Genomic DNA, 20,558 nt, shown 5'->3' on the forward strand with positions numbered 1-20,558 from the left:
CTGCTAGCACTGTCGATGGCTGCATTGGCGTGCTGTCACTGCATCCGAACCGCCGCAATAGTCGCAACTTACGGGTAGACGAACTGGTTTGCTTTATCCGCTACTTTTTTTATTGGCGTTAAGGAAGAGTCTCGACATTCCGGCACCGACTGCGCGAATGTACCCAACGTATATGAGTTGGCTGGGATTGGGCGGAATGAAGTGCCGAGGTTTCCGGCAATCGCATCAATCGGCAGACCGTTCAGGCAGCTAATAGAGCTCAGTGCTTGCGGAGTGCATCCCGGTTGGGTGGTGGCGAACCGCGAATCGGGTCTCGCAGAATCTGCCAGCAGGTGACACCAGGAGTCCGCTAGTTGCCCGACCCTACGTTGCGCTCGATTGTAGAAACCTGGACACAATACCTAACTACACCTATCGGAACCGAAAAAACGATTGGCCGGAACAAATCCGGACGTGACACCAATCGGGCGTAGCTTGAACGCCAACGAATCATCAGGGTTTGACAACTCTTTGCCCGAATTGCCAAAGACTTTCACTCCCCTCGTTGTGATCCTGCAGCCCCTGTGGAAACGCCGAAAGCACGTTCATTCTGTCCCATAGACAGGCGAGCTCGAGCAGAACCCGGCGATTTTGCGTATCAGCCTCGAGCCATTCTCGTAAGCCGCGCAACTCGGCTGCCGAATGCACTTTGTCCAGCTTCGCAATCCAAACACCCGCTTCTTCGTAGCGCCGTTCGGCTCGCAAATCCTGATCTGTCTTATTCACATGCGGCCTCCGTAGCACAGGACGAAACGCGGACCAGTCCCTCGAGATCTACAAGACTTCATTCACGTAAACAGCAACCAATGCCTGCTTTTGCACGGGACACTGCGTTTGCTGATCGTCCTGAATTGCTAATTCAGGACTTACACCTGGCATCTTTGCCTGGCTCATTCGTGCCAACCAGAGTTCAGGTTGTCACCATCATCAAGCCTGCACCGCGAGCTGTCGAGCTTCTGTAGCTCGGCTCCTGGATTCGAAGCAACCACACCAAGGACAGACGAGCGGCGCACGGTTATCCGCTATGCGCATTTTCACTATCAGCTATACAGAGCCGCCGAACCGCTTGTCGCCAATGTGTGGAGAGCGATAATTTCACGTCGCACAAGCGGTAGCGAAGCATCAATTATGCCGTCGAACGCCCCCCCTATGAGACGACACGACAAGCCTTTCGCCGTCAATCCAGCAGTGACTTGGTTTCGACAGCAGGGTCAGCGAGCCGCGCAACATCGACGCGTTTCCCGAACATTTTTTTGCCGGCCATGAATTCTCGCGGCTCATTGATGGCATCAATCGCAACGACTGTGTCGTCGTGGAGATGAAAAATCGCAAACTTGTGCCCGGCCATGTCGCCACGGAAAATCTGCCGATTCCCGTCTGCCGAGAACCCGACCATTTGTAGCTTCACGTCGTATTGATCACTCCAGAACCACGGAACGGAGTCGTGGATGTCGTCACCGCCAAGCATGTTGGTCGCCGCAACCCGCGCCTGATCCATTGCATTGGGTACAGACTCGAGTCGCAATCGTCGTCCCAGTTGCGGGTTCGGGTGATTGGTACAATCACCGGCGGCGTAAATATCGACATTGGATGTGCGACACCGCTCGTCTACGACAATCCCATCGTCGCAGACCAGACCAGCCTGTGCAGCCAACTCAACGTTTGGGATCACGCCGATCCCAATGATCACGAGATCAGCCGCTATCGTTTCATCGCCGCATTGGACTGCGCGCACGCTGTCGTCGCCGGTAAATCCCGTAACCTGGCAATTCGTTCTGATCTCAACCCCGTGGCTCTTGTGCATCGTGTCGTAAAAGCGACTTAACTCCGGCGAAGCAACACGCTGCAACACCCGATCGCCGGCCTCCAGCACACTAACCTGCTTACCTGCTGCGGTTGCAATTGCCGCTACTTCCAATCCAATGTAGCCGCCGCCAACGACGCAGACGCGGTCGGCTACTGCCATTTCAGAACGAATTCGATCCACGTCGGTCACCGTACGCAGGTAGTGAATACCGGCAAGCTCCGAACCTGGCGTCTGCATACGGCGCGGCCGCGAGCCCGTGCAAAGCAACAGCTGGTCGTAGCCAATGTGTTCCTGCGCGACCGACAGCGTTTTCTTTGCCGTATCAATCTCATCTACACGAACGCCAGTGCGCACTTCAATGCCCTGCTTCTCGTAGAAGGCCGGTTGTCGCACGTACAGGTGCTGCAGTTCCTCTTTACCCGACAAATAAGCCTTTGACAGCGGCGGGCGCTGATAAGGGATGTAAGGTTCATCTGCGACAATCAGTAGTCGGCCATCATGACCTTTCTGCCGAAGACTGGCCGCTGCTTGCCCGGCGGCATGACCTCCGCCAACAATAACAATTGTTGCCATAAACTCGAATCCTTGCCGCGAAGTGGGCGAATTGCGCCCTTGGGTTACACCAACTGCTTGTCCATCTCGCTCTCTATCGCCGAGCGTATTGAAGACTCCATGAAGCTCAGCGCGAGTCCCAGCTTCAAATCCAGATTGACCCGGTCGTCGCTCACGCACAAGGACCCGTTTAGCCCGCGACCGGATACCCGGAGTTCATCACCCTCCCAGCGAGATTCGAGGTCGAATTGTCCTTTCAAATTGGACGCCAGGCGCTCCACGCGCTTGCGCGCCTCGTCGCGACCGAGTGTGTGTTGACGCTCTATCTGCATCTGACTGTCTGTCCTGTTGCTTTCAGGCAAACCACTTGCCCGTATCGAACTGCAATTGTACCTGTGCATTCGCCCCCTTGCGCCGTCTCACGGCGCTCTGTAGTCGCCCGACTTCAACAAGCGTCCAGGCCGCGCACTGGTCATTGAGCCATCTCGCAGCACCGCGGTTCCTGCCACAAAAACGTATTGCATACCTTCGGCATACTGGTGCGGATCCGAGAATGTGGAATGGTCGATGATCATGGCGGGGTCGAAAACGGCGATATCCGCGATCGCGCCGGCGCTGATACGCCCGCGATCATCAAGCCCCAGCCGATTGGCCGGCAGTCGGGTGATCTTGTGCACAGCGGTATGCAAGGGCAACACGCCCTGATCACGCACGTAATGCCCGAGCACCCGCGCGAAACTGCCGTAGTTCCGTGGATGTGGCACTCGCTCGGACGGACCCTCAACGCCGCCGTCCGAGGCGATCATCGTACGTGAGTGGCGCATGATGTTGCGCACATCAGTTTCGTCTATCGCATGAAAAACTGCGCTGCAGTTGCCCGCCGCAACCAGCTCCATCAGCAATTCAGCCGCCGCATCATTCGATACCGTTATCTCTCTACTTTCCAGAATCTGCGACAAGTTCATGCCATTGAGTGAGCGGTCGAACGAGCAATTGGCAAGCACGACATTGGCCGGGTCGTTGCCGCCACGATCAACCTCGATCCGATAGACAATTTCCTTACGCAGTTCTTCGTGTTGCGCCGGATCGCGAATTCGCTGCAACAAAGCATCACGACCACCGTCAAGACTCCAGCCCGGAAACAGGATCGTGAGGCTGGTTGACGAAGCCGTGTACGGGTACTGATCGATACTCACATCGACTCCCCGTGCAACCGCTTCATCCACAAGTCGCAAGGTCTCAATCGACTTACCCCACATCGGAGCACCCACGATCTTGTGATGCGAGATCTGGGTAGGCAGTTCGCCCTCTTCACCTATGCGTATAGTCTCGGCAACGCTCTTCAGCACATCGAGACCTTCTTCCCGCATGTGGCTGATGTAGATTCCACCGTAGTCAGCCGCAACTTTGGCAAGCTCAACCACTTCTTCAGTCGCCGCAAATCGGCCGGGCGCGTAAATCAGGCCCGAGGAGAGCCCGAACGCGCCATCTTGCATCGCCGTAGCTACCTCTTGCCGCATGGCCTCCAGTTCCTGCGCGGTTGGCGCACGGTCATCCTCACCGACGATCAACTCCCGAACAGAACCATGGCCAACGAAGGTGCCGAAATTGACCGTCGCCGGTCGCGCCCGTAATGCATCAAAAGTTGCGGTGATTGGCAATGGCGAACTGCCGTCGGGGCCACCGATGACTGTCGTAACCCCTTGCCGTATCAAATTTTCCGCATCGGGCCAGCGAAAAACACCGTCATTCGAAGCGCTGCGGACGGCGTGACTGTGTATATCGATAAAACCGGGTGCCACGGCCAAGCCACCAACGTCGATGCGCTGTGTTGCGTTTCGTTCACGAAGATCACCGATAGCAACAATGCGATCCCCCGAAATACCAATATCGGCCAGGACCGGCTCGCTGTCTTCGCCAGTGAATACGAGCCCGCCAGCCAGCACCGTGTCCAGGTCGGGGGCCGCGGCAGGCAGAGGCGCTTTGCTGCACGCCAGCAGAGTACACAGACCCAGAGCAGCCACACTCATCAACGCGCGCATGGCCAGAATCCGACATTGCTTTGCACACTTCACTGATCCAGCTCCGTCGGATACGGCGGTACCTGAAAGGAGTACGGTAAGAAGTCACCGCCCGATCCGGCATTTTGATCAATAAGCATTACCTTAGGCCCGTGTATGGCACCGGCCGGCGTATTGAATACCATGCCGTCGCGGTATTTCCAGCCAACCCCCACCGGAGAAAGGCCGCTGTAACCTGAACCAAAAGCGATATAGGCGAGCTGCGTATCATCGGCATTCAGGACCCCACGGAATACCCGTGCCCCCATTTTCTCTTGACGTAAACCGCCGTCCATTGATGCGTTGCCTGAAACCTCATGCAGTCACCCCAGATCAGGACTGGTACCACTGAAAGTGGCCCGTCGATTGTTGTTCTATATTTGGCCTCGAGTACAAATAGCGAGTCCGGTCCGGCAAGTGCAGCGCCTCCGCGACCCTGTTCACAGGAAGCAAAGCTCTGTCACCTTAAGTAGCTTGACTGGAAACGAATCGGCCCTGCGCGTCATCGGAGTTCACAGACTTGCTGCTAGCCGGCGCAGGCCTCGATCGCATTAGAACAACGTTCAATTGCCGCTAACTCCCGTTCAAGGAGTGCCTACCACCTTGCCTGGATTCAATATATTTCGCGGATCGAGCGTGCGCTTCAGAGCACGCATCGTCGCGATCTCATTACTGGTTCGCGACAATGGCAACCAGCTACGCTTCTCAAGACCTATACCGTGTTCCGCTGAAATTGCACCCGCGTAAGGCTTCAGCAAGTGATAGACGTAGTGCTCGACCACGTCTCGCTCACTGCTGCTGTAGTCACCCACTACTGATATGTGCAGATTGTTGTCTCCCAGATGCCCAAATGCGGCGACGTGCGCAGTAGGCAGCGCGTCACCCAACTCTTGAGTCAGCGATTCAACATAAGGGCCAACATCGGCAATGCGCAAACTAATATCAAAATTTTGCGCCCCACTCACAATCCATTCCACATCGTGACGTACTGCCCATATGGCATCGCGCTCCTGGCCTGATTTCGCCAACACACCGTCGCTGATACAGCCATCGGTCAACAAGGCTTCCATCGTTGCGGCAAAAACATCGCCGTCGAAATCGGGGTTACTTCCCATTGCCTCGATCAGGACGTAGCAATACTGGCCGGGCGCAATCATCGCCGGTTGACGCCCGGCTGGCTGAACGACCTGCTCGTAGAAACTGTTCCACATCACTTCGAAGCCACACAAAGCGGCTCCGAGTCGGGTCCGCACTTCATTTAATACCCGCACAGTATCGTTGTAGTTGTCACAGGCCACCAAGGCGACATTGTGGGTCTGTGGTTTGTTGGCAAGGCGCATAATCACGCGCGTAACGACGCCAAGGACGCCCTCCGTGCCGATAAACAGCTGCTTGAGGTCAAATCCTGAGTTGTTCTTGATATACCGGTTCATCGACGACAGCACCGTCCCGTCCGCGAGCACAGCTTCGATGCCCAGCACCGAGTCGCGCGTCATACCAAAGCGGATAACCTTGGTGCCACCCGCATTGGTTGAAACGTTGCCGCCCAGCGTACAGTTGTCTCGAGCGCCAATATCGATGGGAAAAAAGAGGTCTTCATCAAGGGCTGCTTGCTGCGCGTCGCGCAGGACAAGCCCCGCCTGAGCAGTCATCGTGAGCGCCGTTGTATCGACTTCCTCGATGGCATTCATTCGCGCCAGATCCAGAACAACGTCTTCCGGCGTTGTTGCGCAGCCCTGCACCAGGTTGGTCACGCCGCCGTAGGTCACAACGGACTGGCGGGCGCTGTAGCAAGCTGTCAGGACATCAGCGACTTCGCCGGTACTCGCTGGCAACACAACGGCATGTGCCAGGCACGGCTGGTGCGTATCCCATGCCGGTGTGCGGGCGCGAACGACCTCGCCCGGCAGCAGGTTTTCTGCACCTACAATCGACACAAGTTTATCGCGGAGCTCCTGATCCATCAGGCTGACCACCCTCGGCTAGCCGCGACCGTACCGAATGCCTTTGACCGGTGCCGGGCAGAAAAGGCCCGAGCGGCTGCCTCTGTTGGCTCCAAAGTCTGTCGTGTTGCGCGATGGACGTTCGTCGTACTCATTCCTGGTGCATCTCCGCCGACCCGGCGACCCTAGCGCCGCCCGCGCCCATGCTATAGCTACCTGCCCGCAGTGGCCATGATTTCGGAAAAATCATCGCCTGCGATGAAACCAGCGCAGGTATTGCGATATGATCCGCGGCCTAGAGACTGGAGGTCATTCATGCGCGAAATGCTGCAATTCTATATTGATGGACAATGGGTTGATCCTGTGACTCCGTCGACACTTGACGTAATCAACCCTGCGACCGAAGAAGTATGCGGTCGAATCAGCATGGGCAGCGAGGCCGACGTCGACAAAGCCGTCCAGGCAGCCGTAGCGGCCAGTGCCAGTTTTGCTGCCAGCAGCCGACAAGAACGGCTGGATTTGTTGCAATCAATTCTCGACGTTTTCGCCAAACGGCACGACGAAGTCGCGGAAGCGATCATGGACGAAATGGGCGCGCCCTGGAAACTGGCCAAATACGCTCAGGCTGCCAGCGGCCCGCAACACATCGGCGCCGCACTGAAAGTCTTGCGCGACTACCCGTTTGAGGAAATTCGAGGCACAACGGCTGTGGTGAAAGAAGCCATTGGCCCCTGCGCGCTGATCACGCCGTGGAACTGGCCTATCAACCAGATTGCGGTCAAGGTCGCGCCAGCACTGGCTGCCGGCTGCACCATGGTATTGAAACCCAGCGAGATCGCTCCTTTTGACGCCATCCTGTTTGCCGAAGTCCTGCATGAAGCCGGCGTTCCAGCGGGTGTTTTCAACCTGATCAACGGCGACGGACCGACGGTCGGGGCGCGCATGAGCAGTCACCCCGATATAGCAATGGTCTCCTTCACAGGCTCCACTCGCGCCGGCGTCGCTGTCGCGCAGAATGCCGCGCCCACGGTCAAACGGGTTGCGCAGGAACTGGGCGGCAAATCCGCCAATATCATTCTCGACGACGCCGATTTTGAGCGCGCAGTGAACGGCGGTGTCAGTGACTGTTTCGAAAACACCGGCCAGTCGTGCAACGCCCCAACTCGAATGCTCGTACCGCGCAGCCGGCTCGACGACGTCAACCGAATAGCGGCAGCCAGAGCGGCCGGCGTCGTTGTAGGCAATCCTCGCGAGAAAGGCGTACATGTAGGTCCCGTGGTTTCTGCGGTGCAGTGGCAGAAAATTCAAGACCTGATTCAGGTCGGTATTGACGAAGGTGCCACCCTGTTGTGCGGCGGCACGGGCCGGCCTGACCATTTGGAGCGCGGTTTCTACGTCAAACCAACGATTTTCACCAATGTCAGCAATGACATGACCGTGGCCCGCGAAGAGATCTTCGGTCCCGTATTGTGCATTATCCCGTACGACGATGAGGCAGAAGCAATCAGGGTCGCCAACGATACGCCGTATGGCTTATCCGGGTACGTGAGTTCCGGCAACCTTGATCGAGCACGCAAGGTAGCGGCACAACTGCGTACGGGCATGGTCCACATCAACGGTGCTTCACTCGATGCATTTGCGCCCTTTGGCGGATTCAAGCATTCCGGCAATGGACGGGAATGGGGTTCGCACGGCATCGACGAGTTTCTTGAAGTGAAATCGGTGTTCGGCTACGAGGCCAAGAAGGCCAGCTAGGCCCGATCCCTGGCGCAAATTTACCGGCATGGCAGCAAGTAAATGAAACTCGCTTGCCCATGCCGGGTCCCTTATCAAGCCTACAAAACGAGCATCTGATTCATGACCCCAAGTTACAAGATTGCTGCCCTGATCAGCATCGTCACTCTGACTCTCGCCGGCTGCGCCGAAAGCGCTCGCGAAGAAGCGACCGGTAAAGCGAATATCCGCGGTGTGAATGCAATCGTTGACGCCCCTGCGGTGGTTTTCAAAGTCGAAGAACGCAGCTTGGGTTCGCTGGAGTTTGGTGACGTCACACCACTTCAGAACTACGACGACCTGTCCTACAACTTCAATTTTGACATCACCGAAATCGGGACAGGTGACAGCAGAAGACTCGCCAGCCAGTTTCTTGATGTTATTGCTGACGACGACTACTTGTTCGTGCTCAGCGGCAGCATCAGCAATCCACAAATCACTTTGTGGACTGATGAAGCTCGGCAATGGGAAGGCAATGAAACCGTTTTTGAAATGGGCTTTATGCATCTCGCCCGTAATCTTGGTGCTCTGGATGTTTATTTCGCCATAGCAGGTACCGCGCCAACGGCCGGTGCGGCAATCGGCACGCTGGCCGTCGGTGAGCGACTCGACCCGGCCGAATATGCCACTGGCAGCTATGTCGTAACCTTAACAGCAGCCAATGATCCGCAAGCGATAGTCTATCAATCAGCCAGCCGCACCATGACCGGCGCCACGACCGATAGCATCCTTATATTCGATCAAAACCCATCACGCAATTCGCCTGCTCACGTACGCCACATTACGCAGGCGGGATCAGCTTCAGACCTGGTCGATGCACGGGTAACTCCCACTGCACAATTCCTGCACGCGGCGCCGGCGATCGGCAATGTTGATATTGTAGAAGCCGACGACTTCGCCTCACCGCTGCTAGTGAACCAGCCTTTTGGCAACCTGAGCGACGACGTCACTCTGAGTTCCGGCACGAATGACTACACGTGGACTGACGCCGGCAACATGGGTGCTGTACTGGTTGAGAGCGAGGAAATAATTGCCGCCGATTTCAAGAGAACCCTTGTACTTGCAGGACCTGCCGCTGACCACACGATATTGAATGTGCAGGCAAATAGACGCCCGTTTTCAACCAGCGCGCGCTTGAATATTGTCAATGCTGTTGATAATGCCGAGACCGTTGATATCTATTTTCTGCGTGACGGTGCCGCGATCGCAGACTTCACACCAATATCTGCCGGCATTCCGTTTACCTTCTCGATAGGCATGACCCCGATCATCGCTGGTGACTACGAGATAACGATTACAGAAGCAGGCTCGCAAACGGTTCTGGCTGGACCGCTGGATATCGCGCTGGCGAACAATGACGTCGTCGAAGTCTTTATCATGGATACGACCGATCCGAATGTCATGAGTCTGTTGGTCAATCGAATCGCGCCGTAGCATGTCGCCTCAGGATGCGATGGCGGCATCCACGTAGCTGGCCCGATCGTTTGCCGCGCCTGATCGCAACATGGATTTAACGTTGTACATGGCCTGATCAGCCACGCTCACCAGATGCCAGAGCTCGTCGCCGTGTTTCGGCATCAGAGCAATGCCTACACTAGCTTCGCAATTGATTTCGCGTCCCTGGATAATGTATGCCTCGGACGCGGTTTCAACGAGGCGACTGGCGACGTGCTTCGCATCGTCAACACCCACTCCAGGCAAAACGATGGCGAACTCATCACCGCCGAGCCTCGCCAGAATATCCTCAGGGCGCAAGCAATATTCCAGTCGATGACCAAACGCCTTCAACAGAGCATCACCGGCCTGGTGCCCGAATCGGTCGTTGATTGATTTGAACTGGTCCAGATCGAGGTACAGGACCGCCGCGGTTTCATTCGCCGCGATGCACGCAGTCGCTTCTTTCTCAAAACCTCGTCTGTTCAATATCCCGGTCAAGGGGTCGCGCAGCGCATCCTGAAGAATCTTGTTCTCCGCGTATTTTCGCTGGGTAATGTCAATCAGCGTCACCGAAAAGTCGCGACCAACGGGCTCACCAACAACGCGCAGCCACGCTTCTTTCTCTTCCAGCTCCACCAGCGTTTCGAAGCTAATGCCAGAAGCGCTACGTACTTCGTCGCCGAAGCGTTCCAGTAGTTTGTGTGGTTCAAGGAGGTCCAGCTTTTCCAGTGGCATCCCGACTAACGCAGCACCGCCGGTGCGCAGGAATCGCTCGGCCGCCCGGTTGGCAAAAGTACAACGGAATTTGCGGTCAATATCCCGATCATCACGCGCAAAGCGCAATATCCCATTGGATGAATTTTCGACCAGGGAGCGAATAAGGTGTTCGCTGTCCGAAAGTGCCCGCAAAGCGCGTTTTCGTTGTGTCACATCACGGCACACCAATACCGTACCCTGATCCTGGCCAGACGGTCCTTTCAAAGGGGCGCTATACACTTCGTAGTAGCGATCACGCCGCATACGTACGGTTTGTGCCATATCCGAACCGGTCGCATGCTCGGCCAGCAGGTTCGCTTCAGGCAAATCTTTCCAAAGATTGCGACCAATCAACTCCCGTTCGCTGGCTTCCAGCAGTACTTGTGCCGGCTTGTTGGCGCTAACGATACACTGGTTATCGTCCAGCACTATGATCGGGTCACGAATATGATCCAGCAATGTCTGGTAAGCGACGGGGCTAAAGTCATAAACCCGCAAATGCAGACTGAGCCACCAGTAAACCGGCAATAGCAATGTCACGGTCAGCGACGTGAACGGAAATTCGTAGGGTCCGATTCTCAGGTATGTATTGCCAAAACTGACCGCAAGCGGTAACACCGCACAAACGAGGAAGAGCTTTACTTTTTTCCGGTGAGCGAGTGCGATGTTCGGTAAACGGCTGGTCAGCGCGATGACCGAGTAGGCAAACAACCCGTATCCGAACGGTGCGTGGACTCGACTGAACCAAGTCCCTTCTCTGGCGATAGTGAATTGCAGTCCGTCCGCTGTTGTCGTGTACGTCCAGATCAACTCATGCAACGGGTTGGTTATCGCCAGCAACGTCGTTATTGTCGGAATTGCGCAAAGCAAACCGAACAACCAACGAGGCGGAGGTCCGATGGTGTAATCGCGATACTGATAATAGATCGCGACCGGTATGAAGCCAGCACTGAAATAGGTCAATGCTCGCCCGATTCCGTCGATATCCGGATCCTGCGTATTCAACGAGAACGCCGTACCCAGAACCATCGTGCCAACCAGGAACAGGAAGTAACTGATGGTATTGCTACTCGAATCGCTCGCCGCGCGTTGCACTCGCATCGCCAGCCACAAGTAAATGACACCCGCGAACCCGAAAGTCGTAGGCAACAAGGTCAGCAGGGTGTCTAACACGCTGGCGCTCCCGCAGTTGTAACTGAAGTCGAGACGTACATAACGCAATTCTAAGGAGAAGCGACCATATATGATGCGACTTGTGCCGCATTCCGACACGGCGTTTTGCGCAGCAGATCACTGTCTATGGAGCAGCTGGCCAATTTGCCCTGCTTTGCCGAACGCCGGTCCGCGCCGTTTAGCCGCGTCGGTCGGGCATTCGCGGGACAGATGAAGGCGGTCCGCCCCGGCAGATGCCGGCGGAGCGACAGGACTTAGGCTCAGCTCCGGCGAGGTCTAGAGCCCGCTTCGGGTGTCCTCGATCAGGGCGTCGACAACCGCTCGCAAGCACTCGTCCTGGTCCTTGCCGTCCGCGACTGCCTCCGCATGCACCTGTAGTTGTCGGTGCGCACTGGTTCCGCGCCTGACGATATCTCTCACGTTCGCCACTTCGCTGGTACAGCCCAACGCGTCGGCATCCTCGGCTGTTAGTTCCAGAATTTCCTCAAGCAAATCGTTAAAAGCTACCAATTCCCCTTTTGCGAAATCGATCATGCCTTCATCGTAGCTGTAGCGCATGGCTCGCCAGCGGTTTTCCCGAATCAACATGGGTGTGTACTGACGCCAGCGCTGATTGCCGATACGCAAGCGGTACAACATGCGCAACAGACACAACAACAGTGCGGCCAGGGCAACGGCGTCGTCCAGACGTGTACACACATCCATGATGCGCGTCTCGAGAGTCGGATACCGGCCGCTGGGTCGAAGGTCCCACCAGATTTTGGTCGAGTCTTCGATCATCCCTGCGTTTATCAGGATGTCCACGTGCCGCTGATACTCGGCATAGCTTTGAAAGCGTTCGGGTAAACCCGTTCGCGGTAACGCGTCGAAAATCGTGAGTCGGTAACTCTTTAAGCCGGTATCACGGCCTTCCCAAAACGGTGATGAGCAGGACAAGGCGAGCAGGTGTGGAAGGAAATAGCTCATCTGGTTCATCAGATCAATTCGCTGATCATTGGCGCCGATTCCTACGTGCACATGCATACCGCAGATCACCATGCGCCGTGCGGCGCCCGCCATCTCGTTGGTCAATGCTTCGTAGCGGTCTTTCTCAGTGTGCTTCTGGTCAACCCAGCGGCTGAATGGGTGGGTTGACGCGGCGATCGGCGCCAGACCATATTGATCAGACACGTCAATGATGATCCGACGGAGGCGAGCGAGGTCCTCGCGCGCTTCTTGCACATTGCTGCAGACTTTCGTGCCTACTTCGACCTGCGAACGCAACAATTCGGTCGTTACCTGATCACCGCATTCGGCTTCGCAGTCACTAAGAAAGGAGTCCGGCGGATCTACGACCAGACCACGCGTTTCTTTGTCCACAAGCAGGTATTCTTCTTCTACCCCGATCGTGAACTCCGGTTCTCGCTGAATCATTCCCACCCCCGTGACAGATTCCCGTCGAGCATTTCGTTTAGATGATTGCCGCCGACGTGCCGTTGATCTCGATCTGCTCCGGCAGCTTTTCCAGCAAGCCTTGCAATAGAGCCGCTATACGCTCAACACCAGCCTGGTCATGAATTAAATCCTGACGTATTTCGACGCCGGCGTGCGGTAAGCCGCGCGACTCAGCGTGATGGTCGATCGTAAAGTCCTGCGGGCCTCTGCCTGAATACGGCTCGTTATCACCTACATTGATGCCGGCGCGACGCAGTTCAGCGATGAGGATATCGGGTACCCGCGGGTCTTTGTCCCACAGAATGCCAATTTCCCAAGGTCGCGGCACACTGTCCATGACCGGCGTAAAACTGTGCATTGCCAATATGATCGGCTGACATCCTCCGTCCCGAAGTCGATCCAGTTGCTGGCTGATTGCGCCGTGATACGGCCAGTAAATCTCGCTGGCTCGAGCTTGCCTGTCTGCTTCGCTGAGACCGCGGTTGCCATTGATAACGACGCCATCACCGAACTCGAGAAATGCCTGAGCGTCGAGCAGTTTCCGGTTGCAATCCACAACCAGCCGAGAATAACCCGCGAGCACTGCGGTGGCGCCAAGCGCATCAGCAAGGTATTCCGTTGTAGCGGCCGCGCCGATGTCCCAGGCCAGATGGCTGCGCAAGGCGACAGGATCTAGACCCAGATTGTTCAGCGATGACGGAATGTAGCGGCTGGCGTGATCGCACAGCAGCAAGATTGGACTGACGGCGTTTTCGTTCAGAATCCGGTACGGATGCGGCTCGCCGGGAGCCAATAGTGGTGTTTCAGGCTTTGCAGCCGGTTTACTTTCGTTGCCCATTAAATATCTGTGACGAGAAAAATTCCCGCCCAGTGTACAGGAGGAACCCGGGTACCGGAATCAGGCCATCAATGGAGTCGCAAGGGCCACCGTAGACCACGGCGCAAAAGAGTCCACCGAGGTCGGCCTGGCAATGTAGTAACCCTGTGCGTAAGAAATGCCAAGTTCGGCCAGCTTGTCCAGTACGGCCACGTTCTCAACCCGCTCGGCGATGGTCTTTATACCCATCGCCTGTCCTACCTGATTAATCGCGCGAACCATGCTTTCGTCTACGCTGTTATCTACCACGTTACGAATAAACTGACCGTCGATCTTGATGTAATCAACCGGCAGGTTCTTGAGGTAAGTGAACGACGACAGCCCGCTGCCAAAATCATCCAGCGAAAACATGCAACCCAAAGCTTTTAACGCCTGCATGAAATGCACAACGCGTGACAGGTTCGAGATTGCCGCTGTTTCCGTAATCTCAAAACAAATTGCGCCCTTGGGCAGCTTGTGTTTCTTGAGCTCTTCAACAACGAACTCCAAAAAGCGGTCTTCACTTAGAGAAGTGCCCGACAGGTTGATTGCCAATGTGAACCGCGCAACACCGTTGTCGGTGTTACGATCTGCCAGCGTCTCCAATGACTGCCGAACCACCCACCGGTCAAGTGTCGACATCATGTTGTAGCGTTCAGCGGCCGGAATGAACTGGTCAGGCTGAACCAGCTCGCCATTTTCATCCCGCATACGCAACAAGAGTTCATAGTGACCCGGCGCGTCATCCTGCTGCCCGCCGATCGAGATGATGGGCTGATAAAACAACTCAAGCCGATCATCCTCAACTGCGCTGGTAATTCGAGAAACCCACTTCATCTCTTCATGACGCACCGAAGCGTCACTATCACGATATAAGTGAATCTGGTTGCGACCCATGTCCTTTGCCGTATAACACGCGACATCCGCAGAGCTCATTACGCTGGCAACACTCGGACTTTCGTGCGTAACAACGACAGCCCCAATAGAACAACGAACATTGGTAAATGCTTCTTGCCAGGTGAAGCGATGCTCCTCAATCGCCGAACGAATTGCCTCTGCGACATCCATTGCCCGATCTTCATCACAGCGCTCTAGCAAGACGCCAAACTCATCACCACCCAGTCGAGCGAGAATGTCTGTGGACCGAATGTTGGACTGAATTATTTCTGTTACTTGCGACAACAACTCGTCGCCGGCCGTATGACCGAACGTATCATTGACCACCTTGAACTGATCAAGGTCCACATAGAGTACGCCGTGTGTCAGCTGCGCGTTGCTGGACGTACTCTCGAGGGCCGCGACCAGTTGATTCTCGAACTCTCTGCGGTTGATGAGCCCGGTAATTGCATCGTGCGAGGCCTGGTAGGACAACTGGCGGAATAATCGGGTCTCACGACTGACATCGTGGAACACCATGACCGCGCCGATAATATTACCGATTCGGTCCCGAATAGGGGCAGCCGAATCCTGAATAGGTATCTCCAAACCCTGCTTCGCGATTAGCACCGAATTCTCAGCCAGCGCTATAACACGACCATCTTTCAGGCAACGGGTTACCGGGTTTTCAACCGTTGACCGGGTATGTTCGTTGATAATCGTCAGGATCTTCTCGATAGGCTGACCGCGCGCGGAACGTATATCCCAGCCGCTGAGATCTTGAGCAACGGGGTTGATGTAATCTATGCAACCCGCCGCATCGGTCGTTATAACGCCGTCACCAATCGATTGCAGCGTAACCTGTGCACGCTCTTTCTCTTCGAAGACCCGTGTCTCGGCAACCTTGCGGTCGGTGATATCGGTGATCGTGCCTTCGTGAGCAACAATGACCCCATCCTTGTTATAAACGGCACGTGAATTTTCGAGAACAACAATTTCACGTCCGTCCTTGCGGCGCAGACGGGCCTCGAAGTTCTTGACGAAACCCTGTGCCTCAAGTCGGGCGAAGACCCGTTCCCGATCAATTGGGTTTACGTACAGTTTGGTTGTACGGCCGGCGCCCTTGAGATCATCAGCGTCCTCGTAGCCCAGCATGTCGACCAAGGCCGGGTTAACGGTGACAACTTCGCCTTCCCGCGTGGAGATGTACACGCCGTCGACAACGTTCTCGAACAAACCGCGATACCGACTCTCGCTGCTGCGAAGTTTTTCTTCATCGATTTCGCGCTTGATGGCTATACCAGCGAGTTTCGCCATACGTCCGAGTTTATCCAGCTCGTCGGTTGTCGGTTCACGCGGCTCATCAACGTACGCATCGAGCGTTCCGATTATGTGACCAGCCGTCGCAAATAAGGGGAATGACCAGCAGGCCCGGATTTTGTGTTCCTCGGCACTTGCGTGCAGTCCCTTCCATGCAATCTCGGTGCTGATGTTTCTAACGACTGTTTCTCGACTGCGATGCACGGCCAGACCACAGGCGATAGCGGTTTCGCTAACCCGGGTATGATCGAGCTGAACGCGAAAAGCGTCCGGTAGGCTGGGAGCCTCCTCCACGCTCAACGTCGTCTGCGAAGAGTCCAGTAACATGACTGCTGTGCGCAAGCCGCTGCTGATTTTTTCCGTGCACCGACAGATCGAGCGCATTGTTCGGTCGAATGGCGTGCTGGCAGCTATCATTTCCAGAATCTTGTTCTGTGCGTACGAAATTTCTTCGTTGCGTTTACGCTCGGAGATATCCGTAATACTCACACGCACGAGTCGCTTGTCGCCGGAGGGGAGTCGGCTGAAACGAACTTCGCACGGAAATTCTTTGCCATTGGCGTCTTTGTGCAGCCACTCAAACGTCGGGTGCTCGCCATTCAATGCGCGATCAATATAGCCGCGGCGTACGCCAAATGACGGCGTGCCATCCGGCTGCATTTTCGGGCTGATCGCTTCCGGGCCGGCACTCAACAAACGGCGGCGCGACAAATTGAACAACAAGCACGCATTGTCGTTAGCGTCACTGAACCGATTTTGGTCCACGTCCAGAACCAGGATCGCTTCCGGAGCATTTTCGACCAATGCACGATAACGTTCTTCGTTGTCCCGCAGAACTCGCTCCGCTTCTCGTCGGTCAGTAACGTCCCGCAGACTGATTACATAAATGTCTTCGTCAACCCCGGTCAGCCTGCTGGCGTTAATCTCTGCAACAAACTTCCGGCCGGACCCGGAAACAGCGCCGACTTCGCCACTGTTGAACTCGATGTGGGTATCGTCCAGATCGGACATAAACGGTTCAAGACAACTGGTGAGTGTCTTACCTGCAGCGAATGGAAGTATTCGACCCAGCTCGGAACCAATCAGGTCTTCCTTCGGAAGATCGAAATAGCGACTACACACTCTGTTGCAATTTCGAATAATTCCGGAGGCGCTTACCGACAGCAGCGCATCAGTAACGCTGTCAAAAATAATTTCGATAGGTGTCGACGCAGGCAATGACTGTGCTATCGACCGGCTAACAGTCGTCTGCATTTTGTCATAATGCTGGTTCAGTAGCTCGACCAAGGTATTGAGGTCCAGTTGCCCGGAGTGCCCCTTGTTATTGTCTGGCCGCTGCTCGTTGCTTTCCATTTGCATCTGAGCGTCGTTTCCCCGCAATCTTCCGTGCGCTTTGGCCTGACCTGTCTTCAATGCCAGGAATCAAGGCTTCTCTTTTGACCGGCAGACCGCATTCCGTGGCTGATCTGTGGCAATGTGCCAAGCCAATCTAGACAAAGGAGAGAATGGCGACTGTGATGCGTCTCTCGAATCCGAAACTAAAATGGGAATAAATTCCCGGAAGGCGGCAACCCTTATGGACAAAGGGCCGGGGCGGCGATTCTAGCCTGTTCTGGCGGCCGCGCTGGGCACTACCGGCCGTGCATGACAGTCAATATTTACATAATGGCGCGGTGCGCGGCGGAAACGGCGACCGACTTCCTAATTTTCGCGGGCCGGCATCGATATGACCGTTTCGCCATCGGCGGTCTCCCGCAGTTCACCGTTGAGCACGGGTTCCACAATGCCCTGCCCCACGGCAATGGGTACAGCCATCGTCTTTAGCATCCTGCCTGCTGTCGTTTCCACTTCCGCGGTAACGTTAAGGTACAAACGACCTTCACGTAACGGAATTACCGTGACCTGGCGGGCGGCAAAGCCATCGTCGGCCGGTGCGCTCAACTCTATCGTTTTTGATTGCGAATCCGGGAACCGCATGCTTTCAGCATCGTTAACGTAATAGCTAACCTGTACAGGTGCCTCACTCAACGACGATGATACGAGCACTTCGATCGCCACGGGCTGACCAACCACCGGTGTGCCGAGCACTTTGTAAGCAATAGTAATTGGGGCACCAGGCTTGCCCGGCGACCTGACGGGCAGTTCATTGTTCACTTTGCCAGCCGCACTTGATGTGGTTGCGTCCTTGCCGACAGCTGCTTGATCCGCACTGTTACAACCTGCAATGACAAGCGTTAGCAGCAGTGATAAATACAGTGGTTTGTTGGTCATTCAATTCACCTTGGTCGAAGTGTCGACAGGGTCAGGTTGTAGGCTGAACGGTAACATCAAAACAAACCCGGTTGGGGTAGCCGACGGCCGTTTCCTCATCGGCATAGCGCCAGTCCGTCAGGTCCATCACATAGTTACCCACTGCCAGCACGCCGAAGGAGTCAAAGTCTTCGACGTTCGCGGTTCCGCTGAACCCCTGAGCTACGAGCTGGCCATTCAGAAACACTTCCGAATCCGGGTCGCTTTGATCTGATTCGTTGGCTGGATCATCGGCCGGCAAACTGGCCGCCGTCGCCGCATCGACCTCTACACGGAAAGCGTAGCGGGATGGCGACGCCACCGAGAAACGCAGGAACCGGTGTTGCGACAACTTATTGCCATTCGCTTGCGAATTATCATGCTCGTTGTTGACACAAATATTGAGCGGGATACCTGTCGGGTTTATTGCTGTATAGACCGGCAGCGCGTCTTGAGGAGTAGCACTGTTGGCATCGTTGCTTTCGCCATCGCCGTACACTCCGCTCCCGTTGATATTGTGGTAGCCAAGCAGTTCATCAACGAGTGTTGCACTGGCAGGTAACTCGTCTTTAAGTTCAGTTACGAAGGAAAATATACTGGTATGTGCTGCAGTTACGGATTGACGATTCACCATCGTATCGTAGATGGGTGTGAAGCCTATGCTGCCGCTGTCACCGCGACCCACTTCCACGCTGTCATCCCACAAGTCATAGACCAGCTCCATGACCGAGAACTCGTTGAACCAGCCACGGCGACTTTGCGAAGAGTTTTCTATGTTGATCGAGAAACCGTTCGATTGCGCCGCTGCTGATGTATCACAGTACAATGAGCTGTCGAGCGCCATGCCGGACAATGCCGTAGCCCAGCCTTCGCCGAACGCCAACCGCATATCCAGTTGGTCACCCGGACCATGCGCGCCGCCGATGCTGTCGGACCGCGAAAATGCGTCTTCGAAGTAATGCCCCCATTCATGGACGATGACGTGACTGTCAAACTCCTCAGTATCACTGTCGGCCGCTCCCAGCAGGAACATCTTGTTATCGGAACTGTAATACGAAGTGCCGATACGGCCCGCGGCGACATCCTCGGCTTCACTCGTAGTGCCGTCACCAACTTCCGGGACGTTGTTGACGCTCCAGAATACGTCCAGCGGCTCGAAGGTTGCAGCGTTGTCCGCCTGCATGACGAGTCGCATGCCATCGTAAATGGCGTCGAGCACCGCAAACGGCGCGGCCGCCCGCAGACCCGAATACGCTGTTCCGTTCCAGCCAGTCGTCGCCGTCAAATTGCGCGTCTGGTCAATGCTGCCGGTATTGAAGTCACCCGAATCCAGCGCGTAGATCAATCGTTGCTCCAAAGGCGCGGTCGTGTTGCTGGTGTTGTCGCGCACCTCCACATCCCACGACGGCGTGCCGCTGCGCTTGAGCTCTGCGCGTACACTCAGGAATACGCTAGTCCCAGCCGTCACCGATACTGCATAGTCGCCATTGTCGTCTGTCACCGCGCTGCCCAGCACGGCACTCGTGGACGCATTGACTACTTGCACGGTTGCGGCGCGAATCGGCCGGCTTTCTGTTGCGGTGTAGTTCAGTCCGATGCACGCCGGATTGGCTGGCACGAATTCATAACGCATCGTTCCGGAAATAGTGACGACCGAACCCGCTGGCAATACCGTAACGGTTACGGAATCGATGGCAGACAATCCGGCGTTGTCCGTTACCGTTAGTTGAAAGGTAAGAACACCGGATCCGCCGACGGCAACCGCGGGCGCGGCAAAGCTCGCTCGGGCATTATTCGCGTCGTTTATAGTGACCGCCGTGCCAGCCGTTTGGCTCCACGCGAACGTCAGTGCGTCACCTGAATCGGGGTCTGTGCCCTCGCCGACCAACTGCACCGTCGATAATTCCGGCGCCGTCTGATCAACCCCCGCATTACTGACCGGAGCCCGATTGACCGCGGGTGGAGCCGCACTACCGCCACCCCCACCGCCACCGCAGGCGGCCAGCGCCAGGCAGCACAGTGCCGTTACCAGAGTTCGGTCTGCCCCCCATTTGTAAAACGTACTGGTCATAGTCCCGCAGGCCCTTGTTGGTGGTCGTGCAATGGAATTACAAACGATAGCGCCGATCAGGATACTATAGGCCGCACTTCCGCCAATAGCGCATGGATTGCCGCTCTCCGGTCGGGCAGGACTGGTTTTAGTGCTTTAGTGCGACTCAGGTCCTGCCAATAAATTCAGTATT

General features: G+C 55.8%; 14 protein-coding genes. 2 read left to right on the forward strand and 12 right to left on the reverse strand.

The window, feature by feature from the left end; genetic code table 11:
• Positions 1–492: 492 nt before the first annotated feature.
• The 6 genes from AC0L8N_RS02085 to AC0L8N_RS02110 all read right to left on the reverse strand — a co-directional run bounded on the left by AC0L8N_RS02085 (position 493) and on the right by AC0L8N_RS02110 (position 6,422).
• Positions 493–765, reverse strand: a complete 273-nt coding sequence (locus AC0L8N_RS02085; RefSeq protein WP_473665923.1) for a hypothetical protein — start codon at positions 763–765, stop codon at positions 493–495.
• Positions 766–1,216: 451 nt separating this feature from the next.
• Positions 1,217–2,419: an NAD(P)/FAD-dependent oxidoreductase gene (locus AC0L8N_RS02090; protein WP_473665924.1), complete on the reverse strand. Its 1,203-nt coding sequence runs from the start codon at positions 2,417–2,419 to the stop codon at positions 1,217–1,219.
• A 44-nt stretch (positions 2,420–2,463) separates the two neighbouring features.
• A complete protein-coding gene (locus tag AC0L8N_RS02095) occupies positions 2,464–2,730 on the reverse strand; it encodes a polyhydroxyalkanoic acid system family protein (RefSeq protein ID WP_473665925.1) in 267 nt (88 codons plus the stop codon).
• An 87-nt stretch (positions 2,731–2,817) separates the two neighbouring features.
• Positions 2,818–4,473, reverse strand: coding sequence for an N-acyl-D-amino-acid deacylase family protein (locus tag AC0L8N_RS02100; protein WP_473665926.1), 1,656 nt, complete (start codon positions 4,471–4,473; stop codon positions 2,818–2,820).
• Positions 4,470–4,754 carry a hypothetical protein gene (locus tag AC0L8N_RS02105; RefSeq protein ID WP_473670247.1) on the reverse strand — a complete coding sequence of 95 codons (285 nt, stop codon included), beginning with the start codon at positions 4,752–4,754 and terminating at the stop codon, positions 4,470–4,472. Before AC0L8N_RS02105 ends, AC0L8N_RS02100 begins: the two co-directional genes overlap by 4 nt.
• A gap of 288 nt (positions 4,755–5,042) precedes the next feature.
• Positions 5,043–6,422 carry an FAD-binding oxidoreductase gene (locus AC0L8N_RS02110; protein WP_473665927.1) on the reverse strand — a complete coding sequence of 460 codons (1,380 nt, stop codon included), beginning with the start codon at positions 6,420–6,422 and terminating at the stop codon, positions 5,043–5,045.
• A 294-nt stretch (positions 6,423–6,716) separates the two neighbouring features.
• Between AC0L8N_RS02110 and AC0L8N_RS02115 the strand changes: the two genes are divergently transcribed.
• Entirely contained in the window at positions 6,717–8,156 is a 1,440-nt protein-coding gene (locus tag AC0L8N_RS02115) for an aldehyde dehydrogenase family protein (protein ID WP_473665928.1), read from the forward strand.
• 102 nt (positions 8,157–8,258) lie between these two features.
• Positions 8,259–9,608, forward strand: a complete 1,350-nt coding sequence (locus AC0L8N_RS02120; protein ID WP_473665929.1) for a DUF4397 domain-containing protein — start codon at positions 8,259–8,261, stop codon at positions 9,606–9,608.
• A gap of 9 nt (positions 9,609–9,617) precedes the next feature.
• Here AC0L8N_RS02120 and AC0L8N_RS02125 read toward each other — a convergent pair whose 3' ends face one another.
• From AC0L8N_RS02125 to AC0L8N_RS02150, 6 genes are all read right to left on the reverse strand, one after another.
• A complete protein-coding gene (locus tag AC0L8N_RS02125; RefSeq protein WP_473665930.1) occupies positions 9,618–11,540 on the reverse strand; it encodes a diguanylate cyclase domain-containing protein in 1,923 nt (640 codons plus the stop codon).
• 276 nt (positions 11,541–11,816) lie between these two features.
• A complete protein-coding gene (locus AC0L8N_RS02130; protein WP_473665931.1) occupies positions 11,817–12,953 on the reverse strand; it encodes a carboxylate-amine ligase in 1,137 nt (378 codons plus the stop codon).
• 37 nt (positions 12,954–12,990) lie between these two features.
• Entirely contained in the window at positions 12,991–13,812 is an 822-nt protein-coding gene (locus tag AC0L8N_RS02135; RefSeq protein ID WP_473665933.1) for an N-formylglutamate amidohydrolase, read from the reverse strand.
• A 60-nt stretch (positions 13,813–13,872) separates the two neighbouring features.
• Positions 13,873–17,379 (reverse strand): EAL domain-containing protein, encoded by a 3,507-nt coding sequence (locus tag AC0L8N_RS02140; protein ID WP_473665934.1) that lies wholly within the window; start codon positions 17,377–17,379, stop codon positions 13,873–13,875.
• Between the two features lie 348 nt (positions 17,380–17,727).
• On the reverse strand, positions 17,728–18,297 hold the full coding sequence (locus AC0L8N_RS02145) for a hypothetical protein (RefSeq protein WP_473665935.1): 570 nt from the start codon (positions 18,295–18,297) through the stop codon (positions 17,728–17,730).
• Positions 18,298–18,328: 31 nt separating this feature from the next.
• Positions 18,329–20,386: a PKD domain-containing protein gene (locus tag AC0L8N_RS02150; protein WP_473665936.1), complete on the reverse strand. Its 2,058-nt coding sequence runs from the start codon at positions 20,384–20,386 to the stop codon at positions 18,329–18,331.
• Between the last annotated feature and the right edge of the window lie 172 nt (positions 20,387–20,558).

It is taken from the genome of Woeseia sp. D3-10 (assembly GCF_055809415.1).

Excerpts from the sequence above, each read along its gene's own strand:
- AC0L8N_RS02090 (WP_473665924.1), bottom strand. The coding sequence starts at position 2,419 with ATGGCAACAATTGTTATTGTTGGCGGAGGTCATGCCGCCGGGCAAGCA.
- AC0L8N_RS02095 (WP_473665925.1), bottom strand. The coding sequence starts at position 2,730 with ATGCAGATAGAGCGTCAACACACACTCGGTCGCGACGAGGCGCGCAAG.
- AC0L8N_RS02105 (WP_473670247.1), bottom strand. The coding sequence starts at position 4,754 with ATGGACGGCGGTTTACGTCAAGAGAAAATGGGGGCACGGGTATTCCGT.
- AC0L8N_RS02110 (WP_473665927.1), bottom strand. The coding sequence starts at position 6,422 with ATGGATCAGGAGCTCCGCGATAAACTTGTGTCGATTGTAGGTGCAGAA.
- AC0L8N_RS02115 (WP_473665928.1), top strand. The coding sequence starts at position 6,717 with ATGCGCGAAATGCTGCAATTCTATATTGATGGACAATGGGTTGATCCT.
- AC0L8N_RS02120 (WP_473665929.1), top strand. The coding sequence starts at position 8,259 with ATGACCCCAAGTTACAAGATTGCTGCCCTGATCAGCATCGTCACTCTG.
- AC0L8N_RS02130 (WP_473665931.1), bottom strand. The coding sequence starts at position 12,953 with ATGATTCAGCGAGAACCGGAGTTCACGATCGGGGTAGAAGAAGAATAC.
- AC0L8N_RS02135 (WP_473665933.1), bottom strand. The coding sequence starts at position 13,812 with ATGGGCAACGAAAGTAAACCGGCTGCAAAGCCTGAAACACCACTATTG.
- AC0L8N_RS02140 (WP_473665934.1), bottom strand. The coding sequence starts at position 17,379 with ATGGAAAGCAACGAGCAGCGGCCAGACAATAACAAGGGGCACTCCGGG.
- AC0L8N_RS02145 (WP_473665935.1), bottom strand. The coding sequence starts at position 18,297 with ATGACCAACAAACCACTGTATTTATCACTGCTGCTAACGCTTGTCATT.
- AC0L8N_RS02150 (WP_473665936.1), bottom strand. The coding sequence starts at position 20,386 with ATGACCAGTACGTTTTACAAATGGGGGGCAGACCGAACTCTGGTAACG.